Source organism: Moraxella caprae DSM 19149 (assembly GCF_000426885.1).
Taxonomy (GTDB): Bacteria; Pseudomonadota; Gammaproteobacteria; order Pseudomonadales; family Moraxellaceae; genus Moraxella; species Moraxella caprae.
On the sequence record NZ_AUGF01000007.1, the window covers coordinates 37756 to 60029 of the forward strand.

Below are 22274 nucleotides of genomic sequence, written 5' to 3' on the forward strand. Positions count from 1 at the left end.
AGCTACTCAATGACAAAAAAGTTGATAAGCTCAAAATCGTTCATTCCTGAAATCTCATGCTCTAAGGCTTGGGTATGGCGACTGCCAAACAGACTGTCAATGTCGCTTTGGGTTTGGCGGTCTTGGATATGGGCAATGGCATTGTCTAGTAAGACAGAATACTCGCTCATGTCTCGTCCGTCCTTGGTGCGGTCATTAAATGGCTCGTACACTAATGTAATGGGCGTGTCAGCATGACGACACGCCTGAGCGAGCAAATCTAGGAGATGTTTTGCTTTGGTGTGATTATAAAGTATCTTACCTGCTTTATTTAGATAAATGACAAAGTAAGGATACAAAGGGTTTTGTCCACCCAGCTCTTTTTTGGCATTTTTAAGTTTTAGCACAAAAACAACACCTGCACTTAGCCCATGCTCATCATTATGGGGTATCACGGTGTGCAGTCCGTGGGGTAGGCGTTTTATGGCGGGGTGCTTATCCAGATAGGCAAGTAGCTCCATGCGAAAATCATTAAGCCCCAAATCCGTGATAGACACGCCACCGCCCACGTCTTCTAAGTCTAGTACCTCATTTTGTAGGCGTTTTAGTTGCTCTTTGCGGTACGCCATGTCATGACTTTGGTGTTTTAGAATGTCATCATCGCCAGTGCTTGTCATATCCACAATCGCCATGCGATTCTCCACACGCTCTTTGAGATTGATGTACTCATCAAGGCTGATGTCTGGCCAATAATTGACAAGTTGAATGCTATCATTGGGCGAACCGATACGGTCAATCCGCCCAAAACGCTGAATGATACGCACAGGATTCCAATGAATGTCGTAGTTAATAAGATAATCACAATCTTGCAAGTTCTGACCTTCTGAGATACAGTCAGTGGCTATCAAAATATCAATCACACGAGATTCGTTGGGAAAGATGTCCGCCTTTTGCTTGGATTGCGGCGAAAACAACGTCAATAACCCTTGCAAATCATAGCTTTTTTGGCTATTTGGCATTTTGCCAAGAGTGGAGTGGTTGTTTGTGCCTGTAATTTTGGCGGTATGCAAACCAAAATGCGTTAAGAGATAAGCTGATACACTCTCATACAGATAATCAGCCGTATCAGCAAAGGCGGTAAAAACAATAACTTTTTTGTTGTCTGGGTTAATAGGGTGTTGGATTTTGTGGGTGATATGAGCGATAAGTTGTTGGAGCTTGGCATCTTTGTCGGTATTGATATGACAAATAATAGACAATAGCTCATCAATCACTGCCATGTCGCCTTTTAAGGCACGCTCAAAACTTCGGGTATCCATGTCATCTAGGCGAATTTTTAGCACGCCACCAATCATATCTTCATCATCGTCAATATTGGGCAACGCCACCTCGCCTGAGCCAATCTGCTTGCTATGAAAATCATCAATCTGCCCCAAAATATCGCTCATGAGCGTTTTTATTTTGGTTAGGGTTAGCCTAAACGCATGAACGGAGCTTTCAAGGCGTTTTAAGAGATTGACTGTCATCAAAGATTGTAGGCTTTTTTCACGGTCAGCTTGGCGAAAGCGAGAGCCTGTGCCTGTGGTGGTATCAAACAGTTCAGCATACTGTGCCAACCTGCTTGGCAAGATATAACCCATGGGGGCATAGACCGTCATCTTAATGCTGGCTAATAGCGTGTAAATGTCATTTAAGGCAATGTTATTATCCACACTAATACCACAGCGATAAGATAGGGGCTTGTGGCGAGTGGGGAATTTACCAATGGCTTTGGTGTCATAAAAAGTTTGAATGTGCTTTCTTGAACGAGCAATGGTAACGCTATCTAAGAGCTTAAAAAAATCCAATTCTAGTTTGTTTAAAATGGCATCGGTTGTACGATACTCAGGCGGTAGCTTTGTCCATTCATTAAAGGTAGTTTGGGCTTTTCTAAATATTGTGTCTATGCTTTGATTGATGTCTAATTTATCTTCTAATAAACTACTATCGCCTTCATAAGCTAAGGCAAGTTGATTTTTTAGGTCGTTGAATTTATTATTAACAGGCGTAGCAGACAACATCAGCACCTTGGTTTTTACCCCTTGGCGAATGATTTTATTCATCAAATGGTCGTAGCGGGTCTCTTTGTCTTTAAAATATTCTTTATTTCTAAAATTATGCGACTCATCTATCACCACCAAATCATAATTTCCCCAGTTTATTTTGGACAAATCCATACCCAAAGTATGCCCCGATGTTCTAGATAGGTCGGTATGATACAAAACATCATAATTAAATCGGTCTTTGGCAAAAATATTAGTGATGACATTGGTGTTATAACTTGTCCAATTATCACTTAACTTTTTGGGGCATAGCACCAAAACACTTTTATTTCTAAGTTCATAATATTTGATGACTGCCAAAGCACTAAAAGTCTTGCCCAGACCCACGCTATCGGCTAGGATACAGCCATTGAACTTTTCTAACTTATTGATAATACCGATAACAGCATCTTTTTGAAATTCAAACAATTTTTGCCAAATAAGCGTATTTTGATAGCCCGTTTTATCATTAGGTAGATTGTCCTCATTGCTGTCGTCTAAAAATTCCTTAAACAAATGATACAATGCCAAAAAATAAATTTTTTGTGGGTCGTTTTCTTGATAAACTGACTCTATGTGGCGAACGATTTCTTGGCTGACATCATGTGCTTTTGTGGGGTCGCACCATAACTGGTCAAATACCATTTCATGTTGTTTGACAGTATTGGCATCATTCATGACATAGACAAAATTAGATAATGCATTGCTTTTTTGTAAACCCAGACCCATAGGCGTAAACCCTTGGGAGATTGGGGTGTATAAGAAATGATGATTTTCATATTTTAAGATACAAAAATTTTGTATGGATTGATTGCTGATATTGGACTTAAAAGTGGCTTTTTGCCTTATCCAATTAGCACACTCTTTGGCAATGGCTTTTTGATTGAGTTTGTTTTTTAGGTGAATTTCAAATTCACTGCCATATAAACTTTTCTCATAAGTTGGCTTAGGAATAAAAAATTCTCTTTTTTCTTTTTTGTCTTGGGCTATGGCAGAGACCGGCTCAAAACTGGATGAGCTAAAAATAAAATCAAAACTTTGCAATTGATTTAAGTATTCTTTTAGGGCTTCATAAGCATAAATAGAAAAACTATCACCAATAAACTTGCATTGGGTATTTGAGTTTAGGTGTTGTTTTATCTCATCAGCAAGCAGATGATTGATATTGTCTATGAGTGTCATGTGTTGCCTTGGGTGTATCGCTATTCGCTTTAAAATAAAGGATATGTTGGTAGATGTCAAGTGTATCCAAAAAGAGTTTTGAGCAGTGCTCGATAGCCTAAAAATGTTAATAAAAAAACACAATAATTACATAAGATTGCCGTGGTGTTCATGCTAAAATACACACCCCTTTTCTTATCTTTTATTCTATGTTGTTAGCCATTATTGCGATGATTGTCGGCATTGCTTTGCTTGTGTATAGTGCCGAGTTTTTTATTGAAGGGTCATCTAGTATCGCCCTAAAATTTGGCATGCCCAAATTGCTGGTAGGCATGCTTGTGATTGGTGTCGGCACGTCCGCTCCTGAGATAGTCGTGTCGGTGTTGTCCGCCCTAAACGGAGCCCCTGGTTTGGCACTGGGTAATGCGTACGGCTCAAACATCACCAACATCACGCTCGTACTGGGTGCAACAGCGTTGGTCAGTCCTTTATTTATCCAAAAATCCTTGGTCAAATCCGACTTTTTGATACTCATCGGCATTACCGCTTTGGCGATTTTTCAGTTGCTTGACGGACAAGTGAGTCGTCTGGACGGGGCGATCCTCCTTGGGGCGTTGGCGGTGTTTTTGACATTTCAGATTTATATGGCAAAACTGGGCAAGTCAGCCAGTGATGATGTGCCTGACACGGTGGATTTTCGCATGGGTATGGCACTCGCCAAACTCATCGGGGGCTTGGTGGTGCTGGTGCTAAGTTCACGCCTTGTGGTGTGGGGAGCGGTGGAGATTGCCAAAATCGCAGGACTGTCCGAGCTTATCATCGGTCTTACCATTGTGGCGATAGGCACGAGCCTGCCAGAGCTGGTCTCATCCATCATCGCCGCACGCAAGGGCGAAGACGAGATGGCATTGGGTAACGTCATTGGCTCAAACATCTTTAACACTCTAACGGTCGTGGGCATTCCTGCTGCCATCATGCCCATGGCGGTGGCTCGTGAGGTGGTGAGCCGTGATATGATTGTCATGGGTGGGGTAACGGGCTTGCTGTTTGTCCTGTGCCTGTTTGCTGTGCGTGGCAGTCAAAAACTCGGGCGTGGTGTGGGTGCGATGCTGTTGTCTATCTTTGTGGGTTATACGATATGGTTGTTTGTGGGTGGTTAAACCATGCTTGGTATAAAAAACGACCATACATGTGATGGTCGTTTTTATTGGGTGTCAGATGACCTTACTAAACCGTCCGCTGTGCTTTTGGGTTAGGTATTCATCAAAGACCATTGCCACGTTACGCCCCAGTATCCGCCCTTTGGGTAGGATTTGTACACCCGCCTCATCGATAAAGACAAGCCCATCTTCTGCCATTTGGTGTAGGTTTGCCAGCTCTGGCTCAAAATAACGGCGACTGTCAATGCCAAATCGCTCATCAACATCAGCAAAGTCCAAGCGGTCATGGCATAATAAGTTCATGATAACATAACGGCGAAGTTTGTCTTTGTCATCTGCTTTGATGTGCTTGATGGCAGGGAGCGTGCCGTCATTAATGCGCGCCTGATATTCTTTTAAATCAGTGGGGTTTTGTAGGATATGCTCGCCAATCTGACTGATACTGCTCACCCCAAACGAGAGCAGGTCGCACTCGCCTAAGATGGCATAGCCTTGAAAGTTGCGATGGAGCTTGCCTTGGCGTTGGGCGATTGCCATGCCATCATCAGGACGAGCAAAATGGTCAATGCCAATATACTGATAACCTGCGTCCGTGAGTGCCTTGATGGTGTTGCCAAACATGGTGAGCTTGTCGGCAGGACTAGGCAGGTCGTCATCTTTGATACGGCGTTGGGCGGTGAATCGTTCGGGCAGATGGGCGTAGTTAAACACCGATAAGCGGTCAGGGGCTAGGGCGATGATTTTGGCGACCGTGTCCGCCATGCTCGCCACACTCTGATGGGGCAAGCCATAAATCAAGTCAATATTAATCGAGCCAAAGCCCAATTCTCTGGCTTCACGCATGACCGTCTGCACCATGCTGTGGGGCTGTACACGGTTCACGGCGATTTGTACGGTCTCGTCCAAATCCTGCACCCCGAATGATAAGCGATTGACCCCCAGCGAGCGTAAGACCGCCAAAGTCGTCTGCCTAAGCTCTCGTGGGTCAATCTCTACCGAATAGTCTCCATCATCAGCAAAGTCAAATTCATCTTGTAAAAACCGCCACAACACAGTCAGCTCATCATCACTTAAAAAGGTCGGTGTACCGCCCCCCAAGTGAACTTGTTTGACTTTTGCATTGCCGTTTAGCAGGGATTTTTTATGGCGAATTTCTCTAAACAGATAGTCCAAATAATCGCCCGAGTCGCTGTTTTTCTTGGTGATGATTTTGTTACAGCCACAGTAGTAGCACAGATGACGGCAAAAAGGGATATGAATGTAGAGCGATAGGGGGACGGCAGGGTCTTTTTGCTGTAAAATGCTCATCTCCACACCGTCTAGAATGGGGGCGAACTCTAAGGCGGTCGGATAGGACGTGTAACGAGGGCCTTGACGGTTATATTTTTGAATCAAGGCTTCATCAAAGCTGACTTGGCTAAAATGGTGCATGGCGGTTGTCAATAAATGGGTATTGGAATGCTATTATAACCGTTTGGGTGGTGCGAGACAATAATACTTTTGGGGATTGATGTCGCCAAAGGGCATGAAAAGCACGCCCAACAAGACCATTGTTTTAAAAATGCCAAATCGGTGCGGATTTGGGTTGATTGGTAAATTTATTCAATAAGTAAAAACAAAACCCCAAAACAAAAGTTCTGGGGTTTTTAAGCAAGCTGTTAGCTTAGGCTAGGGCAGATTTTGCTTTTTCGCAGATTGCCGTGAACGCTGCTGCGTCATGCATGGCGATGTCTGCTAGGATACGGCGGTCAATCTCAATGCTTGCCTTTTTAAGACCATTGATAAGACGGCTGTATGACAGACCATTTAGACGAGCACCTGCATTGATACGAGCAATCCACAGACGGCGGAAAGAGCGTTTTTTGTTACGGCGGTCTCTATATGCATATTGACCTGCCTTCATTACCGCTTGCACGGCAACACGATACACACGAGAGCGTGCACCATAGTAACCTTTTGCACGAGCCAAGACTTTTTTATGACGGCGGTTAGCCTGTACACCACGTTTTACACGAGCCATTATATTCTCCTAGATATTAAATGTATGGGCACATACGGCGGATTGATGGAACGTCAGCGACGTGAACCATGACGCAACCACGCAATTGGCGGATACGCTTAGGAGATTTTTTGGTCAAAATGTGGCGTTTGAACGCTTGTTTGCGTTTAAAGCCGTTGGCGGTTTTTTTAAAACGCTTTGCCGCACCACGTTTGGTTTTTAGTTTTACTTTCATAACTAGCCTCTTTATTAAAGGTTGGCAGACCAACCGATGAACCTTTTTGCCAATTTATTTAAAAATAAATAGCGGAAGGTGGGACATATATTATAAAGGGTTTTTGGGTGGATTGCAATACTTAGCAACAATCAAAGGTAAAAAACGCCTTATCAAAACGCAAATTTGCCAAATCATCAGGGTGGATAAAGAAATTTCCCACGCCACAATCGCCCCACATTAGCTCCACGCCTTCATCGCCATATTCGCTAGCTAACTGAAACAGTAGCACATAATCAGACAGTGGCTCGCCATGCTCCCAGCCACGCACGTCATCTTGGGTAAAAAACGGATAACCGCCCACACGGTGCGACTCGGCTTGTGTCCATGAGTCGTACTCGCTGTGTAACTCCCAATTGTAGTTGCCTTGGTCGGCTTTGTCGTTTAAAAATTGAGCAAGATTTGGCACGGTTTCATCAAATTTAAAATCAAAGGCGGTAACAGCTTGGGGCATGACTTCATCAAAACCAATGCGATAAGAGTGTCCTGTGGGAAATGGCAGGGCGTATTCATCAGTGTCAATGCTGATGTCTGTTTGTAGGGCGTTGATGTCGTCAAGCACATGGGCGTGGTAGATGAGTTTGTAGCCTGTGCGGTCGGTTAGGTCATCAAAGTTAATGCCAAAACAATCATCATTATTGGCGATAAAAAATTGCAACATGCCCGATGTTGGAAAATCAGGCAAGGCAGGCATTTGCCCAAAGTTAATCTGTGCCAAAAACGCCATGGGCTTGCCGTCCGTGCCTGTCGGATAACTGTGGTCTTTTGGCAGATAAGGCGTACCGCCAACCTTGCTATCAAAAGGCGTGGCAGGGTCGGTAGATAACGTCAAGCGAACGGACGGACGCATGGATGCAAAAATTTCATTGGCAAATGGGGCAAAGGCTTGGGGTAGGGTCATGGGGCATCCTTAATTGTGGTGGTGTCAATGGATATTATGACACGTTTGGGCGGTGGGGGCAATAGCAAGTGATTTTATGTGGCATTTGCTTTATAATAGCCCTTTTATCCGCCAAAATTATGACCGACCAACTCCCCAAAAAAACGCCCTTATCAAGGCTCTGCCCCCTGCCGTTCAGCGATTTATCGCCCGCTTTTTTGTTACCCGTGCTTTTGTTTGGCTCATATCCATTGCCTTTACGCTGTTTGTGGGGGTGAGCAGTTTTTGGCTACTGATGGCACTGTGGGTGCATAAGCCCTTTGGCGAGCTGGGTACGCAAGTTTTTATGGTGTTTTGGGTGTGTTTGGCAATGAGTTTAACGGGCTTTTTTATCACTCGGGCGATTTTTAGATGACGGACGGATTTGGCGGTGTACCTTATCTGCTTTGGCGTGGGTCTTGGGTGGTGTTTTGGCATGGACGCAAAAAATAACCGCATTTGGTATGATAAGGACAAATATGATGTAAATTGGGAAACTTGCCAGTATAACCTACAAGAGCTAGAAACTTTTGAGCTTATCATCTCCGATTGGGGCTTGGATAAAATCGTACACACGATGGCAAGTTTTGGCTTTAACGATGGCGAAAAATTAAGCTTTTCTATTGAAATTCGTAAAGAGTCGCATGAGGGCTTTTCGGCGATTGGGGATTTTTTCGCCAGTTTGAGCTTGGGCTTGTCGTGGGCGATGAGAAGGATTTGATATACTCTCGCACCAACGTGCGTGGCGAAGATGTGTACATTTATCCTGTCAATTTATCAAAAGAAAGCGTGCGTGAGCTGTTTTTGCTTTATTTACAAAAAGGCGAGAGCCTAAACCACGAAGCCTGTTGGTATAATACGCTGATTAGTAATTGCACTACGTTGATTTTTGATATGATGGGGGAGATTGAGCGGATACCTGTGGATTATCGGGCGCTACTTGCAGGACTGTTGCCAGAATATCTGCACGATGAGCGGGCGATTGATGCAAGCTACACGGTGGGGCAGTGGCGAGCCATGGCACACGCCAATCCTTATGTCGAGCATTTGCAAAAAACGGACATGGAAAGTCGTGAGTTTTCAAAACTTATCAGGCGGGGTTTGCCAAAATCTGATTAGGGCGTACCCTAGCATGATTGGCGGATTTTGTGATAAATTTATGATAAAATACCCCAAAAGGAGACGATGATGAGCTATCTTGATACCCTAAATTTTAACGCAGACGGACTCATTCCTGCCATTGCCCAAGACCATAAGACAGGGCGGATACTTATGATGGCATGGCAAAACCGTGAAGCCCTAGCGATGACGGTACAGACGGGGCAGGCGGTGTATTTTAGTCGCTCTCGTGGCAAGCTGTGGCATAAGGGCGAGACAAGCGGACACACTCAAATCGTCCATGAGATTCGCACCGATTGCGATAGAGATGTGATTGTGCTTATCATCACGCAGATTGGGGGGATTGCGTGCCACACGGGGCGGACGAGCTGTTTTTTTGAAAAATTAGACGTGGCGAGCCTTGATTGGGTGGCGGTGGATAAGGTCATTATAGATCCCAGTCAAATCTATGGCGATACGGTAAAAGTGGACGCACCGCATACGTCGATTAAGCCAGATAATGGCAAAGTAATCAGCGAGCTTGACCGTATCTTGGATGAGCGAAAAACCGCCGACAAAGACAGCTCTTATGTGGCAAGCCTATACCATAAAGGGCTGAACAAAATCCTAGAAAAAGTGGGCGAAGAGACGACCGAAGCGATTATCTCCGCCAAAGAATTACAGCTGGTGCGTGCCACAGGCGACAATGACGAACACACCAAAGCGGACGTGATCTATGAAGTGGCGGATATGTGGTTTCATAGCCTTGTCGCCTTGCACCAGTTGGGGTTGTCGGGCGATGATGTATTGACCGAATTGGCAAGACGGTTTGGGCTGTCGGGCATTGATGAGAAAAATGCACGCACGCCAAAAGGGTAAAATTTCATCATTTTGTCAAAATTTTATGTTATACTAATTTTTTAAAATTGAAAAGGGTAATATCATGGGTGGATTTTCTATCACACATTGGCTGATTTTATTGGTGGTGGTGGTCATCGTGTTTGGCACAAGCAAACTTAAAAATGCAGGCAAGGACTTAGGCTCTGCTGTCAAAGGCTTTAAAGATGCGGTCAAAGAAGAAGACAAGCCCAAACTCACCCAAACCGATGACACCCAAAACATCAAAGTAGAAGAGATTAAGATTAAAAAAGACGAGACGGTCTGATAGGCTATGTTTAATCTGGGCTTATTTGAGCTTGGGCTGTTTGGGGTCATTGCACTCATCATCTTAGGCCCTGAAAAACTCATCATCACCGCACGCACGCTTGGCAAATGGTACGGTAATTTTCGCCGTATGTCGGCACGCCTACAAAGTGAGCTGGTCAGCGAGCTTGAACTCACCGAAGTGCAAAACACCCTGAAAGCGGAGATTGATGAGATTCGTGCGTCCGAAACCAAGATGAAAGCCCAAATGCAGGAGCTTCAAGCCAAGATCCGCCAAACTGACCAAATGGCACGCACCAACCAAAGTGCGATTTTGGAGAATTGGCAAGAAATTCAAGACACTAAACAAGACGATCAAAACACTGACACAGACAGTGAAAATCCCCAAGCAAATACCCCCCAATACGATACCCTGCCTTTGACTTATCGCTTTTTTTTATTGGGCGATTATGACAAAAAACGCCGTCTGCCCCCCACGCCATTTTTACCCAATTATAAAGCCGACAAACTCTTATATCAGGGGGACGTGTGAGCGAGTTAGATAAACAGACCGCAGATGGCGATATGCCACTCATGGCACATTTTGCCGAGCTCAGAACACGTTTTATTCGCATGGCGGTGGCGGTGCTTGTCGTGTTTTTACCGCTCATGTATGTTAGCCGTCCCTTGTATGACCTGATTTCAAGTCCGCTTGTCGCTCTGCTACCCCATAACGCCAGCATCATCGCCACCCAAGTGGCTTCTGGCTTTTTAGCCCCGATAAAACTGGCGTTTTTTGTGGCGTTGTTCATCTGCGTGCCATTTATCATCGCTCAGATTTGGGGTTTTGTCTCGCCTGCTCTATATAAGCACGAAAAACGGGCGGCTCTGCCACTACTATTGTCCGCCATTGTCCTGTTTTATGTGGGCATGGCGTTTGCGTATTTTGTGGTGTTGGTGCCTGCCCTAAAATTTCTTGTCTTGTTCGCCCCTGACAACGTCCTGCCGATGACCGACATTGAGAGTTATTTGGATTTTGTCATTAAGCTGTTTTTGGTGTTTGGACTCATGTTTGAGATACCTGTGGCGACCATGCTACTGGTACTCATGCGTATTGTAACGCCTAAATGGCTCGCCGACAAACGCCGATACATCATCGTGGGCTGTTTTTTTGTCTCGGCAATCATCACACCGCCTGACGGAGCAAGTATGCTCATGCTTGCCATTCCCATGTGTATTTTGTTTGAATTGGGGCTTGTTGTGGCAAGAATGATTGTGAAGTCTGATAAACAGATTGCTGATAATGGGGCGTAGGGATAAAGTGTAATTTGCCCAAGCTTATTTATCTTAGCTAAATTAAGAATAAAAGGCGTGTTTATCACGTCTTTTTTGTGATTATTTTTGACCTATTTGGCAAAACAAACAGTTTTTTGGTAATTTTTAATGGTTTATGCTACAATGCCAAAAATTTTTATCTCTTTTAAATTTGTCTAATTTGGCACCTGTCATGTCCATTGAGCTACCCCCATACCGACCGATAAAAAAACGCAGTGGACTGGCCGTCATGGGTGCGGCGTTTCATGCCCTGCTTATGCGTGAGTTACAGACCCGTTTTGGCAGTTATCGTTTGGGTTATCTGTGGGCTCCCTTAGAAGTCATTTTGCAAATGGCGATTATGATGATTATCTTTGGAGCCATCATGAAACGTGCCTTGCCTGGCATGGATTATATGCTGTTTTTGGTGGCAGGGTTTACGCCGTTTTTTATGATGCAAAAAATCGCCACTCGCTCACTAGGAGCGGTCTCTGCCAATGCTGGATTGCTCATGTATCGGGCGGTACGGCATATTGATGTGATTATCGCTCGCTCGTTTTTGGAGCTGGTGATTTATTTTATGACCTTTGTCATCTTGTTGTGTGGGCTTGCCTTTTTTGGCATTGGGTTTAGTACCGAGCATTTGGATATGGTGCTGTTTTGTTGGCTGATGATGTTCTTTTTTGCCTTTGGGCTTGCCATGATACTCATGATTGTGGGGCATTATGGGGGTGAGCTAAGTAAGATTATTAGCATTATTTTCACGGTGCTATACTTTGCCTCTGGGGTGATTTATTCGGTGCATATGATACCTGAGCCGTATTTGAGTTATCTGATGTACAACCCATTTATTCATAACTTAGAGATGATAAGGCACTCGCTGTCGCCGACATATCCGATTTATCATGTGGACATGTGGTATTTTGCCAAATGGACGGTGTGTGTGAATTTTTTGGGACTGCTATTGTATAAAGCCTTTGAGCGTGATTTGATTCGTGCCAAATGATGATAAGAGATGATTGAGATTAAAAACATTACCAAATCCTTTATGACCCCACACGGTCGGCACTATCTTTTTAAGGATTTGAATTTGACCATTGCCGATAAGCAGTCGGTAGGACTGCTTGGGCGAAACGGGGCGGGCAAATCAACCTTGCTACGCATCATCTGTGGGCTAGATACCCCCGATAAAGGCGAGGTGGTTACTGATAGTACCATCAGTTGGCCGGTGGGCGTGGCAGGGGGCTTTCAGGGCAGTCTGACAGGCAGACAAAACGTGCGTTTTGTGTGCCGTTTGTATTCAAGTGGTGATTATATCGATGAGAAGATTCGCTTTGTTGAAGAGTTTGCTGATATTGGTAAATACTTCGACATGCCAGTCAAAAGCTACTCATCGGGCATGCGTTCACGGCTGACCTTTGGGCTGTCGCTTGCCTTTGATTTTGATTATTATATGTTAGATGAAGTGGGTGCGGTCGGTGATGCGGCGTTTCGTAAACGTAGCGAAGAGATATTGGAAGCTCGCCGTAAGCAGGCAGGATTTTTGATGGTGTCGCATAACCTAAAAGACATCGAGAAAAATTGTGACATTGGCATTGTGCTGATGGAGCAGACCGCCAAAGTCTTTGACGACCCCAAAGAAGCCATTGAGGTGTATAACGAACATGTTCACAAAGCTAAAAAATAAGCGTAATCGCTCAGCCATCATCTTGTTTATCTTGGTGGTGATTTTGCCGTGGATTGCCATCAGTGCTTATACACTCGTATTGGCTCACCCACGCTACGTCAGTACATCGGATGTGGTCATCAAGCAAGTCTCCGAGCAGGGCATATCCGCCACGGGCATCTCATCACTGCTTGGGGTTAATAACACCAACCGTGAAGATGCTCTATATTTGACCAAATATATTCTGTCTAATGACATGATAGATAAGCTGGATGCAGAATTTAAGTTTCGTGAAGCCTATCATGTTAATGGGGCGGACTTTATCAATGAAATCCCAAGTGATGCTACCCAAGAAGAGCTAAGAGAGTACTTTAAAAAACGTGTGTCGGTGTCGCTTGACGAGCTAAGTCATGTACTTACGGTAACAACAGAGGGCTTTGAGCCAGAATATGCCTTAAAGCTCAACCAAGCCATCTTGCGTGAATCTGAGAAATTTGTCAATAACATCTCAAAAGATGTGGCAAATGAACAGCTTGTCTTTGTCGCCGCCCAAGCTGCTGATGCCGAGCAAAAGCTCAATGACGCCAAAAAGGCGGTGATTGACTACCAAAACCAAAATGAGATTTTTGACCCGCAAGTCAATGCCCAAGTGGTCAATCAAGTCATCGGCACCTTGCAAGGACAGCTAAGCTCATTGCGTACCGAAGAGCGTCAACTGCTCAGCTATCTTAATCCAGAAGCTCCGCAAGTGGTGAGCCTGCGTAGTCAGATACGTTCGGTAGAAAAGCAAATCAAAGATGAACAAGCCAAACTTACCTCCCCACGAGATGCCAAGCTTAACGCCAAAACGGTGGAATTTGAAACCCTAAAAGCAGAGGCGGAGTTTGCCAGTGAGCTTTATAAAATCGCCTTGACGTCCTTAGAGAGTTCTCGGGTGGAGGTCATGCGTAAGATGAAAAACTTGGTGGTCATCACCTCCCCTTATCGGGCAGAAGATGCCTTATACCCCCGTGTGGGCTATGTGCTAGGAACGTCGCTTGTGCTACTACTCATCTTGTATGGTTTTATCGTATTGGTACTGGCGGTCATCAAAGACCACGCCAAGTGATTGCATAGGAAAAACAATGAAAAAATTGATAAAAACCCCTTTGGTCATTGCTTTGGTTTTGACGCATACCGCCTTTGCCAATACCAATTTTGCCACGGGCAATAATACAGGCAGACTGGCAGGCGTGGTCAATGGTACGGGCGTGCCGTCAGAGGCAACCACTGCCGAAGCGGTGGCAATGGCAAGTATGCCGACCAATGCCATCATTAACAATAGTCCCGTCATCCAAAATGTCAAAACAGACGTGCGTATTTTTGGTGAACAGCTCTTTCGTGGGGCGTTCTCTACCACGTCAGGCTCCACCTTTAATGACAGTTATGTCATCAATGTCGGCGATAACGTGCAAGTGAGGATGTGGGGGGCGTATCAGTATGCCGCCACGATGACCGTTGACCCACAGGGTAATATCTTTTTGCCAAATGTCGGACCGGTACGCATTGCAGGCGTGCAAAATGGACAATTGCAAAGTGTAGTACAGTCGGCGATAGGACGGATTTACCGCTCTAATGTGGGCGTGTATGCGTCTTTGGAGCAAGCCCAACCCGTCAAAGTGTTTGTCACGGGCTTTGTCAATCAACCAGGATACTATGGCGGATTGGCAGCCGATAGTGTCTTATCCTACCTAGACCGTGCAGGGGGCGTGGACCCTAAGCGTGGCAGTTATATTGATGTGCAAATCCTGCGTGGCGGTCAGGTTGTCCAACAAATTAACTTGTATGATTTTCTTATCATGGGGCGTTTGTCGCCATTTTCGTTCAGAGATGGGGATGTGATTAATGTCGCTCCCCAAAAACAGACCTTTGCCATCTCAGGTCGAGTACAAAATGAATATATCTTTGAGTTTGGGGTCAATGACTTGACCATCTCAGACGTGCTCGCTGTTGCGGGTCCCCTGCCAGATGCGACCAACGTCAGTATCACAAGAGCCTCAGGCAAAGCCAAGACGGCAGAATACTATGCTCTAAATGAAGCACAAAACATCCCTGTTCAAAATGGCGACACGCTCGTGGTCACCTCCGACCGTCATGCAGGGACGATAGCGGTGCAAGTCACGGGGGCTCATAAGGGCAATGGGGCGGTGGTATTGCCTTATGGGGCAAGATTAAAAGACGTGATTGCACAGCTTGAACCGTCTAGCCTTGCCAATGTCAATAACTTGACGATTTACCGTGAGTCGGTCAAGGCAAGCCAAAAAGCGTCTATTAATAGAGCCTTAGACCGCCTAGAAGAGATGACACTGGTTACCCAGTCCACAACCCGAGAAGAAGCCCAGCTACGCTCTGAGGATGCCAAACTGGTGGAGCAGTTCATCAATAAGGCTCGCCGTATTGAGCCGACAGGGCGTGTGGTGGTCGTGCCAAACTCATGGCAGGACATCATCTTGGAGCAGGGCGACATCATTCATATCCCTGCCCAAACATCTGTCATCACCGTAAATGGTCAAGTGCGTAACCAAGGGGCATTGACCTTTAATGCCGATTTGACGGTGGGCGATTACATCGCCAAGTCAGGCGGATTTGATGACAATGCCGACAGCGAAGAGATTTTGGTCATGCATCAAAACGGCGAAACCAGTGTCGTTAATACCGCCTATCGCATTCAAGAGGGCGATGAGATTATGGTCTTGCCAAAAGTCAAAACTCGCAAAGTGGAAATCGCTCGTGGCATTGCACAGGTCATCTATCAGCTTGCCGTGGCGACAGGCGTGATTGTCAAACTCTGATGGTGCGTTTGTCTTGTGCCACACAAGGGATTATTAAAAATAATCCCTTACTTGGCGTGGCACTTGGGGCGGACATTGTTTATAAAGACAAAACTGCCCAAGCCGTGCTAGCATGGGGTCGAAAACCTTTTTATGGTAAAACAGTTGGGTTTGGTGGATTATATTTTCGTTTCAAATCGAGTTATACAAAATCACTACAATTTGCTCGCACGCATGGACTGCCACTCATCACCCTTGAAGACGGTTTTTTGCGTTCTTTGGATAGTGGCGTGGATAGTGTTGGGGGGAGTTTTATTGTTGATGATTTGGGGGTTTATTTTGATTTGACTGCCCCCAACCGTTTGCAACAGCTTATCAGCGAAACGTTGGCAAACTGGAATCATGACCAAGAACGCCACGCCCAACAGCTTATTAACAAGATCATTGATAACAAGCTCTCCAAATACAACGCCACCACGCACGCCCCCAATTTATCGATTTTGGCAAATAACGACAAGCCCCACATCATCATCATCGACCAAGTGGCAAATGATGCGTCTATCACAGGAGCAGGGGCGACTGTGGACAGCTTTTTTGCTATGCTCGCCCACGCCAAAGAGCGTTATCCTGATGCTAATATCTGGATAAAGGCACACCCTGCTGGTAAGGGCTATTTTACCCCGACCGACATCGCCACGCCGTTTTATTTAGATACGCCCTGCAACCCTATTGCCCTTATCCGTCAAGCCTGTGCGGTCTATACGGTCAGCTCGCACATGGGCTTTGAGGCGTTAATGCTTGGCAAAACAGTGCATAATTTTGGCGTAAACTGGTACGCTGGCTTTGGCTTGACCGATGATGATTTTGTCAAAAATACATCTATGTATCAAAACCTTATCCGCCATTATCAAACGCTAAATATCACAAAAGCGAGCCTTAATCAGCTTTTTTATGCCAGTTATGTGCGGTATAGCCATTATGCCAATCCTGCCACAGGACGAGCGTGCGACATTGAGACGGTCATGGATTATCTCATCGCCAGCCGTGATTGGCAAAATCGGCTTGGTCGTGAACTGCTTGTTTATGATTTTAGTTGCTGGAAAGTGCCATTTGTGCGGGGATTTTTGGGGTTTGATAAGGTAAATTTAACCATTAAACCCAAAACCAAATGGTGGTTTTTTTTGCCATATGGCATCAATGAAAAACGTGCCAAACGTGCCGACAGTAAAGTATTTAACGCTTTATCTAATACTACCGATTATGTCGTATGGGGGCAAAAATCCAAACGCCTGTTAAAAGACAAGCTTGCCAAACGTGGCATGACAAATCCTGTCATTTGGTGCATGGAAGACGGCTTTATCCGTTCAAATGGCTTGGGGGCAACGCTCATCGCCCCGTTGTCGGTGGTCATGGACGATGTGGGGATTTATTTTGATGCGACCGCCCCGAGCCGTTTGGAGCAGATTTTAAACAGTATTTGCCTAACTGATGACGAGATACAGCGTGCCAAAGGCTTGCATGAACTGCTTTTAACCAAACGAGTGAGTAAATACAACGTCCCCACCAAAAACCATGATTTTCTCAAACAAATCAACAGTTTAAAATCAAACCGCCCCATTCGCCTTGTGGTGGGGCAAGTCGAAGACGATGCGTCCGTACAGACGTGTACGAGCGTGATTAAAAAAAACAGCGAGCTTCTGGCAAGGGTGCGAGCCGATTTCCCTGATGATGTGATTATCTATAAACCGCACCCCGATGTGGAAGCAGGGCTACGGGTCGGCAAGGCGGATAATCATTATTTGGTGGACATCATCGCCCACGATGTTGCCATGCCCGACTGCTTAGATGTGTGCGATGTGGTGCATACGATAAGCTCTTTGACAGGGTTTGAAGCCCTGTTGCGAGATAAAAAGGTGGTGTGCTATGGCTTGCCGTTTTATGCAGGTTTTGGGCTGACCGATGATGTGGTTGAGTCCGATAACACCCCCAAAATCAATGCCTTAAACAGACGCACCCGCCCCAATCTACCCGCCTTGACCCTAGATGGACTCATCTATGGCACGCTTATTAGCTATCCCATGTATCATCTACCGCATGGAATAGGACTTGCCACGCCTGAGCAAGTCATCGAGTATTTGTACAGTCAAGCTCATACTGCCAAGCCAAGTCTTGCCAAACGACTGACCCAAAACGTCAAAACCACCGCCATGCAATTACGCAAAATCATCATACGGTAAAAAAATTGTATAAAAACTATGATAAAATACGTCAGCCAACTGTTTGTATTTTAATCAGTTTTTATTTTCATTTGTTAGTTTTTATCATCTTTTTACTTGTTTCATTGTCCATGTCGCTAATATTAAAACGCCTGCTATCTCATGATGACATTTTGCTACTGCAAGGCAAAATGGGGACGTTTTTTTGTCGTTTTGCCACATTTTTGATGAGTGAGGGCAAGCGAGTGCATAAGGTTAATTTTAATGCAGGCGATGCTCTTTTTTATTGCCATAAGGACAAGATGAGTAATTTTCGGGGGCGTCAAAGTGAGTTTGATGAATTTTTAACCAAACTCATTGATGACAAACAGCTAAAAGCGGTGGTTTGTTTTAACGACTGTCGCCCTTATCATGAGATTGCACGGCAGGTGTGCAAGCGGTTGGGGGTTGCCTTTTTTGTCTTTGAAGAGGGTTATCTGCGACCTGATTATATCACCCTAGAAGAGCACGGCATTAACGGCTATTCACGACTAGACTCAACACTCATTGATACCCTGCAACGGGCAAATGATAAGCCAGAATTTACCGACAACCGTTTTTATCGGCTGTGTGTGGCGAGCATGGTGTATTATGTGGCGGTGTTTGTAGGGCAGTGGCGATATCCGCATTATGAGCATTATCGGGGCTTGTCCCTATGGGCGGAAGCGTGGTCGTGGGTCAAAGCCCCTGTGCGTAAGTTTACCCGTTATCATTCGGACAAACGTTTGCAAGAGCGACTGGTTGGGCAAAAAAACTTCTATCTCGTTAGTTTGCAGGTGCATAACGACTCACAAATTAGTCATCACAGTGATTATCAGGACGTGCGTGATTTTATCAGCGAAGTCATGATAAGTTTTGCCAAGCATGCCCCCAGTGGCACAAGTCTGCTGTTTAAACATCATCCCTTAGACCGTGGACATCGTGACTATACTCGCATGATTGCCAAGCTCGGTGATGAGCTTGGGGTGCAGGGCAGGGTATTTTATGGCTGCGACATGCACTTGCCGAGCCTGATGAAGGCAAGCATTGGCATGATTACGGTAAACAGCACCACCGCATTGCAGTCGGTATATCATCAAAAACCCACCAAAATCATGGGGCGTGCCTTGTATGATGTGGCGGGACTGACTGACCAAAAGCCTTTGGATGAGTTTTGGGTAAATCCGACCGCCCCTGACCGTGATTTTTATCTAAAATTTAGGGAATATCTCATCGAGCAGACGCAGTTGAACGGCTCATTTTATGGCAAAGCCCCGTGGGAGCTGTCGGGCTTTTACCAAAGTTTGGCACAGGATACGATAACAACCAAATAAGCCCAACCCCTTTTCATAACCACCATATTTATCATTTATCACGCCGTGATGAATTTTTATAGGCATTTTTTTAAAAAACTGCTACAATATCCTGTTATCATTCAAATTTTATAGACATCATGACCGCACTTTCTCATATCCGTAATTTTTCTATCATCGCCCACATTGACCACGGCAAATCTACCCTTGCCGACCGTTTTATTCAGGTGTGTGGCGGTTTGTCTGACCGTGAAATGCAGGCTCAGGTGCTTGACAGCATGGATATTGAGCGTGAGCGTGGCATTACCATCAAAGCCCAATCGGTAACGCTATATTACAATCACCCAAGTGGCGAAAAATATCAGCTAAATTTTATCGACACCCCAGGACACGTGGATTTTTCTTATGAAGTATCTCGTTCGCTCGCTGCCTGTGAAGGGGCTTTGCTGGTTGTGGACGCTGCCCAAGGCGTGGAGGCTCAGTCGGTTGCCAACTGCTACACCGCCATTGAGCAGGATTTAGAAGTTTTACCTGTATTAAACAAAATTGACCTACCACAGGTTGAGCCTGAGCGTGTCATCGAGGAGATTGAGGACATCATCGGCATTGAGGCGGTGGACGCTCCACGAGTATCCGCCAAAACAGGCGTGGGCATTGATGAATTGCTACAAGCCCTAGTGGAGAAAATCCCTGCCCCACAAGGCGACCGAGACGCCCCCTTACAAGCCTTGATTATTGATTCATGGTTTGATAATTATCTGGGCGTGGTGTCTTTGGTGCGTGTGCGTGAAGGGCAGGTTAAAACAGGCGATAAGATTTTTATCAAATCCACAGGCGAGAGCCATCTCGTTACGTCCATTGGCGTGTTCACCCCAAAACGCTTGGAGACAAATATCCTACAAGCAGGCGAGGTGGGCTTTATCATCGCAGGGATTAAGGACATTGCAGGGGCTCCTGTGGGCGATACCATTACCCTTGCCAAAACGCCTGAGGTGGATAGCATTGCTGGCTTTAAAAAAGTAACGCCACAAGTGTATGCGGGTATGTTTCCCATTGATTCGTCTGATTTTGAAAAATTCCGTGAGGCCTTGCAAAAGCTACAAATCAACGACTCTGCTTTATTTTTTGAGCCTGACACGTCCGAGGCGTTGGGCTTTGGTTTTCGCTGTGGCTTTTTGGGCATGCTCCATATGGAGATTATCCAAGAGCGTTTGGAGCGGGAATACGACCTTGATTTGATTACGACCGCCCCTTCCGTGATTTATGAAGTGATCAAAAAAAATGGCGAGATTGTCTATGTGGATAACCCGTCCAAGCTCCCCGATACAGGCGTAATCCAAGAGTTTCGTGAGCCGATTGCCCGCTGTAATATTTTGGTGCCACAAGAATATCTGGGCAACGTCATCACGCTTGCCATTGAACGTCGTGGCGTGCAGGTGGACATGAAGTTTATGGCTCGCCAAGTGCAAGTCGTCTTTGACATTCCGATGGGTGAGGTGGTCATGGACTTTTTTGATAAATTAAAATCGGCAAGTCGTGGTTTTGCGTCCCTAGATTATGGCTTTGAACGTTATCAAGCGGACAAATTGGCTCGTGTGGACGTACTTATCAATGGCGAAAAAGTGGACGCCCTTGCCATGATTTGCCATCAAGAACACGCTCGCCGTCGTGGTAATCAGCTTGTTGAAAAAATGAAAGAGCTGATTCCAAGACAGATGTTTGATGTTGCCATTCAAGCGGCGATTGGCAGTCAGATTATTGCTCGCTCCACCGTCAAAGCCATGCGTAAGGACGTGCTTGCCAAGTGTTATGGTGGGGACGTGAGCCGTAAGAAAAAACTCTTAGAAAAACAAAAAGCAGGTAAAAAACGCATGAAACAGGTGGGCAGTGTAGAAATCCCCCAAGAGGCGTTTTTGGCGGTGCTAAAAGTGGACGGTTAAGGCTTTCTAAATTGGTATAAAACTTGCAAATATTTATGATAAAGGTGGCTTGTGGAATTTGACATTAATTTAATCTTGGTGCCTGTTACGCTGGTGCTACTGGTGGCGTATTTGGCGGATAAATTTGTGTTAAAACAGCATAAATTGGTCGCCAAACAAACCAAGCTCATCTTACACGCTCAGACCCACCTAGAACAAGTGGAGAAAGAGTTTAAGGCGACACTCGTGCGTTTTGGACATGATGAGGCACCGGCTGAGTTCATCGGCAATGAACATACGCCAGAGATGTTAAAAAATCAGTCGCTTGTCTATAATGAAGCCAGACGTACCCTAGCCGAGGCGCAAAAGCAGGCAGGGATGAATGCGGGCGAACCGGTGGTTGAGCCAAAATTAGTGCAGTGGGCGTATGAGTACCTGCCCATCTTGCTCATCATCGTATTGGTGCGTTCGTTTGTGATTGAGCCGTTTAATATCCCATCAAGCTCAATGGTGCCAAGCCTATACACGGGCGATTTTATCATTGTCAATAAATCCTCCTATGGGCTAAGATTGCCGATTACGCACACCAAGATTTTAAATACAGGCAATCCCAAGCATGGCGATGTGGTGGTGTTTCGCTATCCTGAAAATCCCAAACGCTACTACATCAAACGCATGATAGGTCTGCCGGGGGACACGGTGGCATTTAGTAATGGCGTACTATCCATCAATGGGCAAGCGGTGGATACGACACCCGTGGATTACCAAATGGCAGATAAACTTAATGCCAAGCTGATGCCGGCTGTGATTGAGAGTCATCGCCTGTCCGATGAAGAGCGTGCCAGATATGGCATGGAAGAAGAAAAGCATGCTCACTATTATCGTGAGACATTGGGTGAGCACGACTATACGGTACGTTATTTGGGCGATTTAAATAGTGCGTCCATTGCTCCATTCTTATTAAAAAACTCACCACAAACTGCCACATCAGGCGGTACAGCGTGGCAAATTACCGTGCCAAGTGGGCAGTATTTTGTCATGGGCGACAACAGAGACCGCAGTGAAGACGGGCGGTTTTGGGGCTTTGTGCCAGAGAGTCATTTGGCAGGCAGGGCAACTTATATTTGGATGCACAAAGAGCCTGGGTTTAATCTACCCAGCTTTGGGCGAACAGGAGCGATTGATTAGTCGCTTAACATAAACT

The 22274-nt window shown here is 45.6% G+C and carries 19 protein-coding genes and 1 pseudogene; 15 read left to right on the forward strand and 5 right to left on the reverse strand.

Annotation, left to right across the window (positions count from 1 at the left end):
• Positions 1 to 2: 2 nt before the first annotated feature.
• Complete coding sequence (locus K941_RS0102615) at positions 3 to 3242, reverse strand: helicase-related protein (protein WP_029102387.1); 3240 nt, start codon at positions 3240 to 3242, stop codon at positions 3 to 5.
• Between the two features lie 188 nt (positions 3243 to 3430).
• Here K941_RS0102615 and K941_RS0102620 point away from each other — a divergent pair, with 188 nt between their 5' ends.
• Complete coding sequence (locus K941_RS0102620) at positions 3431 to 4381, forward strand: calcium/sodium antiporter (protein WP_029102388.1); 951 nt, start codon at positions 3431 to 3433, stop codon at positions 4379 to 4381.
• A gap of 54 nt (positions 4382 to 4435) precedes the next feature.
• Here K941_RS0102620 and hemN read toward each other — a convergent pair whose 3' ends face one another.
• The 4 genes from hemN to K941_RS0102645 all read right to left on the reverse strand — a co-directional run bounded on the left by hemN (position 4436) and on the right by K941_RS0102645 (position 7555).
• On the reverse strand, positions 4436 to 5812 hold the full coding sequence (hemN, locus tag K941_RS0102625) for an oxygen-independent coproporphyrinogen III oxidase (RefSeq protein WP_036387320.1): 1377 nt from the start codon (positions 5810 to 5812) through the stop codon (positions 4436 to 4438).
• Positions 5813 to 6044: 232 nt separating this feature from the next.
• On the reverse strand, positions 6045 to 6401 hold the full coding sequence (rplT, locus tag K941_RS0102635; RefSeq protein ID WP_029102390.1) for a 50S ribosomal protein L20: 357 nt from the start codon (positions 6399 to 6401) through the stop codon (positions 6045 to 6047).
• Positions 6402 to 6417: 16 nt separating this feature from the next.
• Positions 6418 to 6615, reverse strand: a complete 198-nt coding sequence (gene rpmI, locus K941_RS0102640) for a 50S ribosomal protein L35 (protein ID WP_029102391.1) — start codon at positions 6613 to 6615, stop codon at positions 6418 to 6420.
• A 121-nt stretch (positions 6616 to 6736) separates the two neighbouring features.
• On the reverse strand, positions 6737 to 7555 hold the full coding sequence (locus tag K941_RS0102645) for a YwqG family protein (RefSeq protein WP_029102392.1): 819 nt from the start codon (positions 7553 to 7555) through the stop codon (positions 6737 to 6739).
• 76 nt (positions 7556 to 7631) lie between these two features.
• Here K941_RS0102645 and K941_RS16320 point away from each other — a divergent pair, with 76 nt between their 5' ends.
• The 14 genes and pseudogenes from K941_RS16320 (at position 7632) to lepB (ending at position 22258) form a co-directional block, all read left to right on the forward strand.
• Positions 7632 to 7949, forward strand: a complete 318-nt coding sequence (locus K941_RS16320) for a hypothetical protein (RefSeq protein WP_051225821.1) — start codon at positions 7632 to 7634, stop codon at positions 7947 to 7949.
• A 60-nt stretch (positions 7950 to 8009) separates the two neighbouring features.
• Positions 8010 to 8692 (forward strand): annotated as a pseudogene (locus tag K941_RS17685) (Lnb N-terminal periplasmic domain-containing protein).
• Between the two features lie 69 nt (positions 8693 to 8761).
• Complete coding sequence (hisIE, locus tag K941_RS0102655; protein WP_029102393.1) at positions 8762 to 9550, forward strand: bifunctional phosphoribosyl-AMP cyclohydrolase/phosphoribosyl-ATP diphosphatase HisIE; 789 nt, start codon at positions 8762 to 8764, stop codon at positions 9548 to 9550.
• 64 nt (positions 9551 to 9614) lie between these two features.
• Complete coding sequence (gene tatA / locus K941_RS0102660) at positions 9615 to 9836, forward strand: Sec-independent protein translocase subunit TatA (RefSeq protein ID WP_029102394.1); 222 nt, start codon at positions 9615 to 9617, stop codon at positions 9834 to 9836.
• A 6-nt stretch (positions 9837 to 9842) separates the two neighbouring features.
• The gene (locus K941_RS0102665) at positions 9843 to 10367 is read left to right on the forward strand and encodes a Sec-independent protein translocase subunit TatA/TatB (protein WP_029102395.1); all 525 of its coding nucleotides are present in this window, start codon (positions 9843 to 9845) and stop codon (positions 10365 to 10367) included.
• 32 nt (positions 10368 to 10399) lie between these two features.
• Complete coding sequence (gene tatC, locus K941_RS0102670) at positions 10400 to 11128, forward strand: twin-arginine translocase subunit TatC (protein WP_036387338.1); 729 nt, start codon at positions 10400 to 10402, stop codon at positions 11126 to 11128.
• Positions 11129 to 11321: 193 nt separating this feature from the next.
• On the forward strand, positions 11322 to 12134 hold the full coding sequence (locus tag K941_RS0102675) for an ABC transporter permease (RefSeq protein ID WP_029102397.1): 813 nt from the start codon (positions 11322 to 11324) through the stop codon (positions 12132 to 12134).
• 9 nt (positions 12135 to 12143) lie between these two features.
• Entirely contained in the window at positions 12144 to 12815 is a 672-nt protein-coding gene (locus tag K941_RS0102680) for an ABC transporter ATP-binding protein (protein WP_029102398.1), read from the forward strand.
• Positions 12793 to 13902 carry a capsule biosynthesis protein gene (locus K941_RS0102685; RefSeq protein WP_029102399.1) on the forward strand — a complete coding sequence of 370 codons (1110 nt, stop codon included), beginning with the start codon at positions 12793 to 12795 and terminating at the stop codon, positions 13900 to 13902. The genes K941_RS0102680 and K941_RS0102685 overlap by 23 nt, the downstream gene beginning before the upstream one ends.
• A 16-nt stretch (positions 13903 to 13918) precedes the next feature.
• Positions 13919 to 15625: a polysaccharide biosynthesis/export family protein gene (locus tag K941_RS0102690; RefSeq protein ID WP_029102400.1), complete on the forward strand. Its 1707-nt coding sequence runs from the start codon at positions 13919 to 13921 to the stop codon at positions 15623 to 15625.
• Positions 15626 to 15633: 8 nt separating this feature from the next.
• The gene (locus K941_RS14530) at positions 15634 to 17841 is read left to right on the forward strand and encodes a capsular polysaccharide biosynthesis protein (RefSeq protein ID WP_167539581.1); all 2208 of its coding nucleotides are present in this window, start codon (positions 15634 to 15636) and stop codon (positions 17839 to 17841) included.
• Positions 17842 to 17951: 110 nt separating this feature from the next.
• Complete coding sequence (locus tag K941_RS0102700) at positions 17952 to 19172, forward strand: capsule biosynthesis protein (RefSeq protein ID WP_029102401.1); 1221 nt, start codon at positions 17952 to 17954, stop codon at positions 19170 to 19172.
• Positions 19173 to 19291: 119 nt separating this feature from the next.
• Positions 19292 to 21091, forward strand: coding sequence for a translation elongation factor 4 (gene lepA, locus K941_RS0102705; protein ID WP_029102402.1), 1800 nt, complete (start codon positions 19292 to 19294; stop codon positions 21089 to 21091).
• 51 nt (positions 21092 to 21142) lie between these two features.
• Complete coding sequence (gene lepB, locus K941_RS0102710; protein WP_029102403.1) at positions 21143 to 22258, forward strand: signal peptidase I; 1116 nt, start codon at positions 21143 to 21145, stop codon at positions 22256 to 22258.
• The last annotated feature ends 16 nt before the right edge of the window (positions 22259 to 22274 follow it).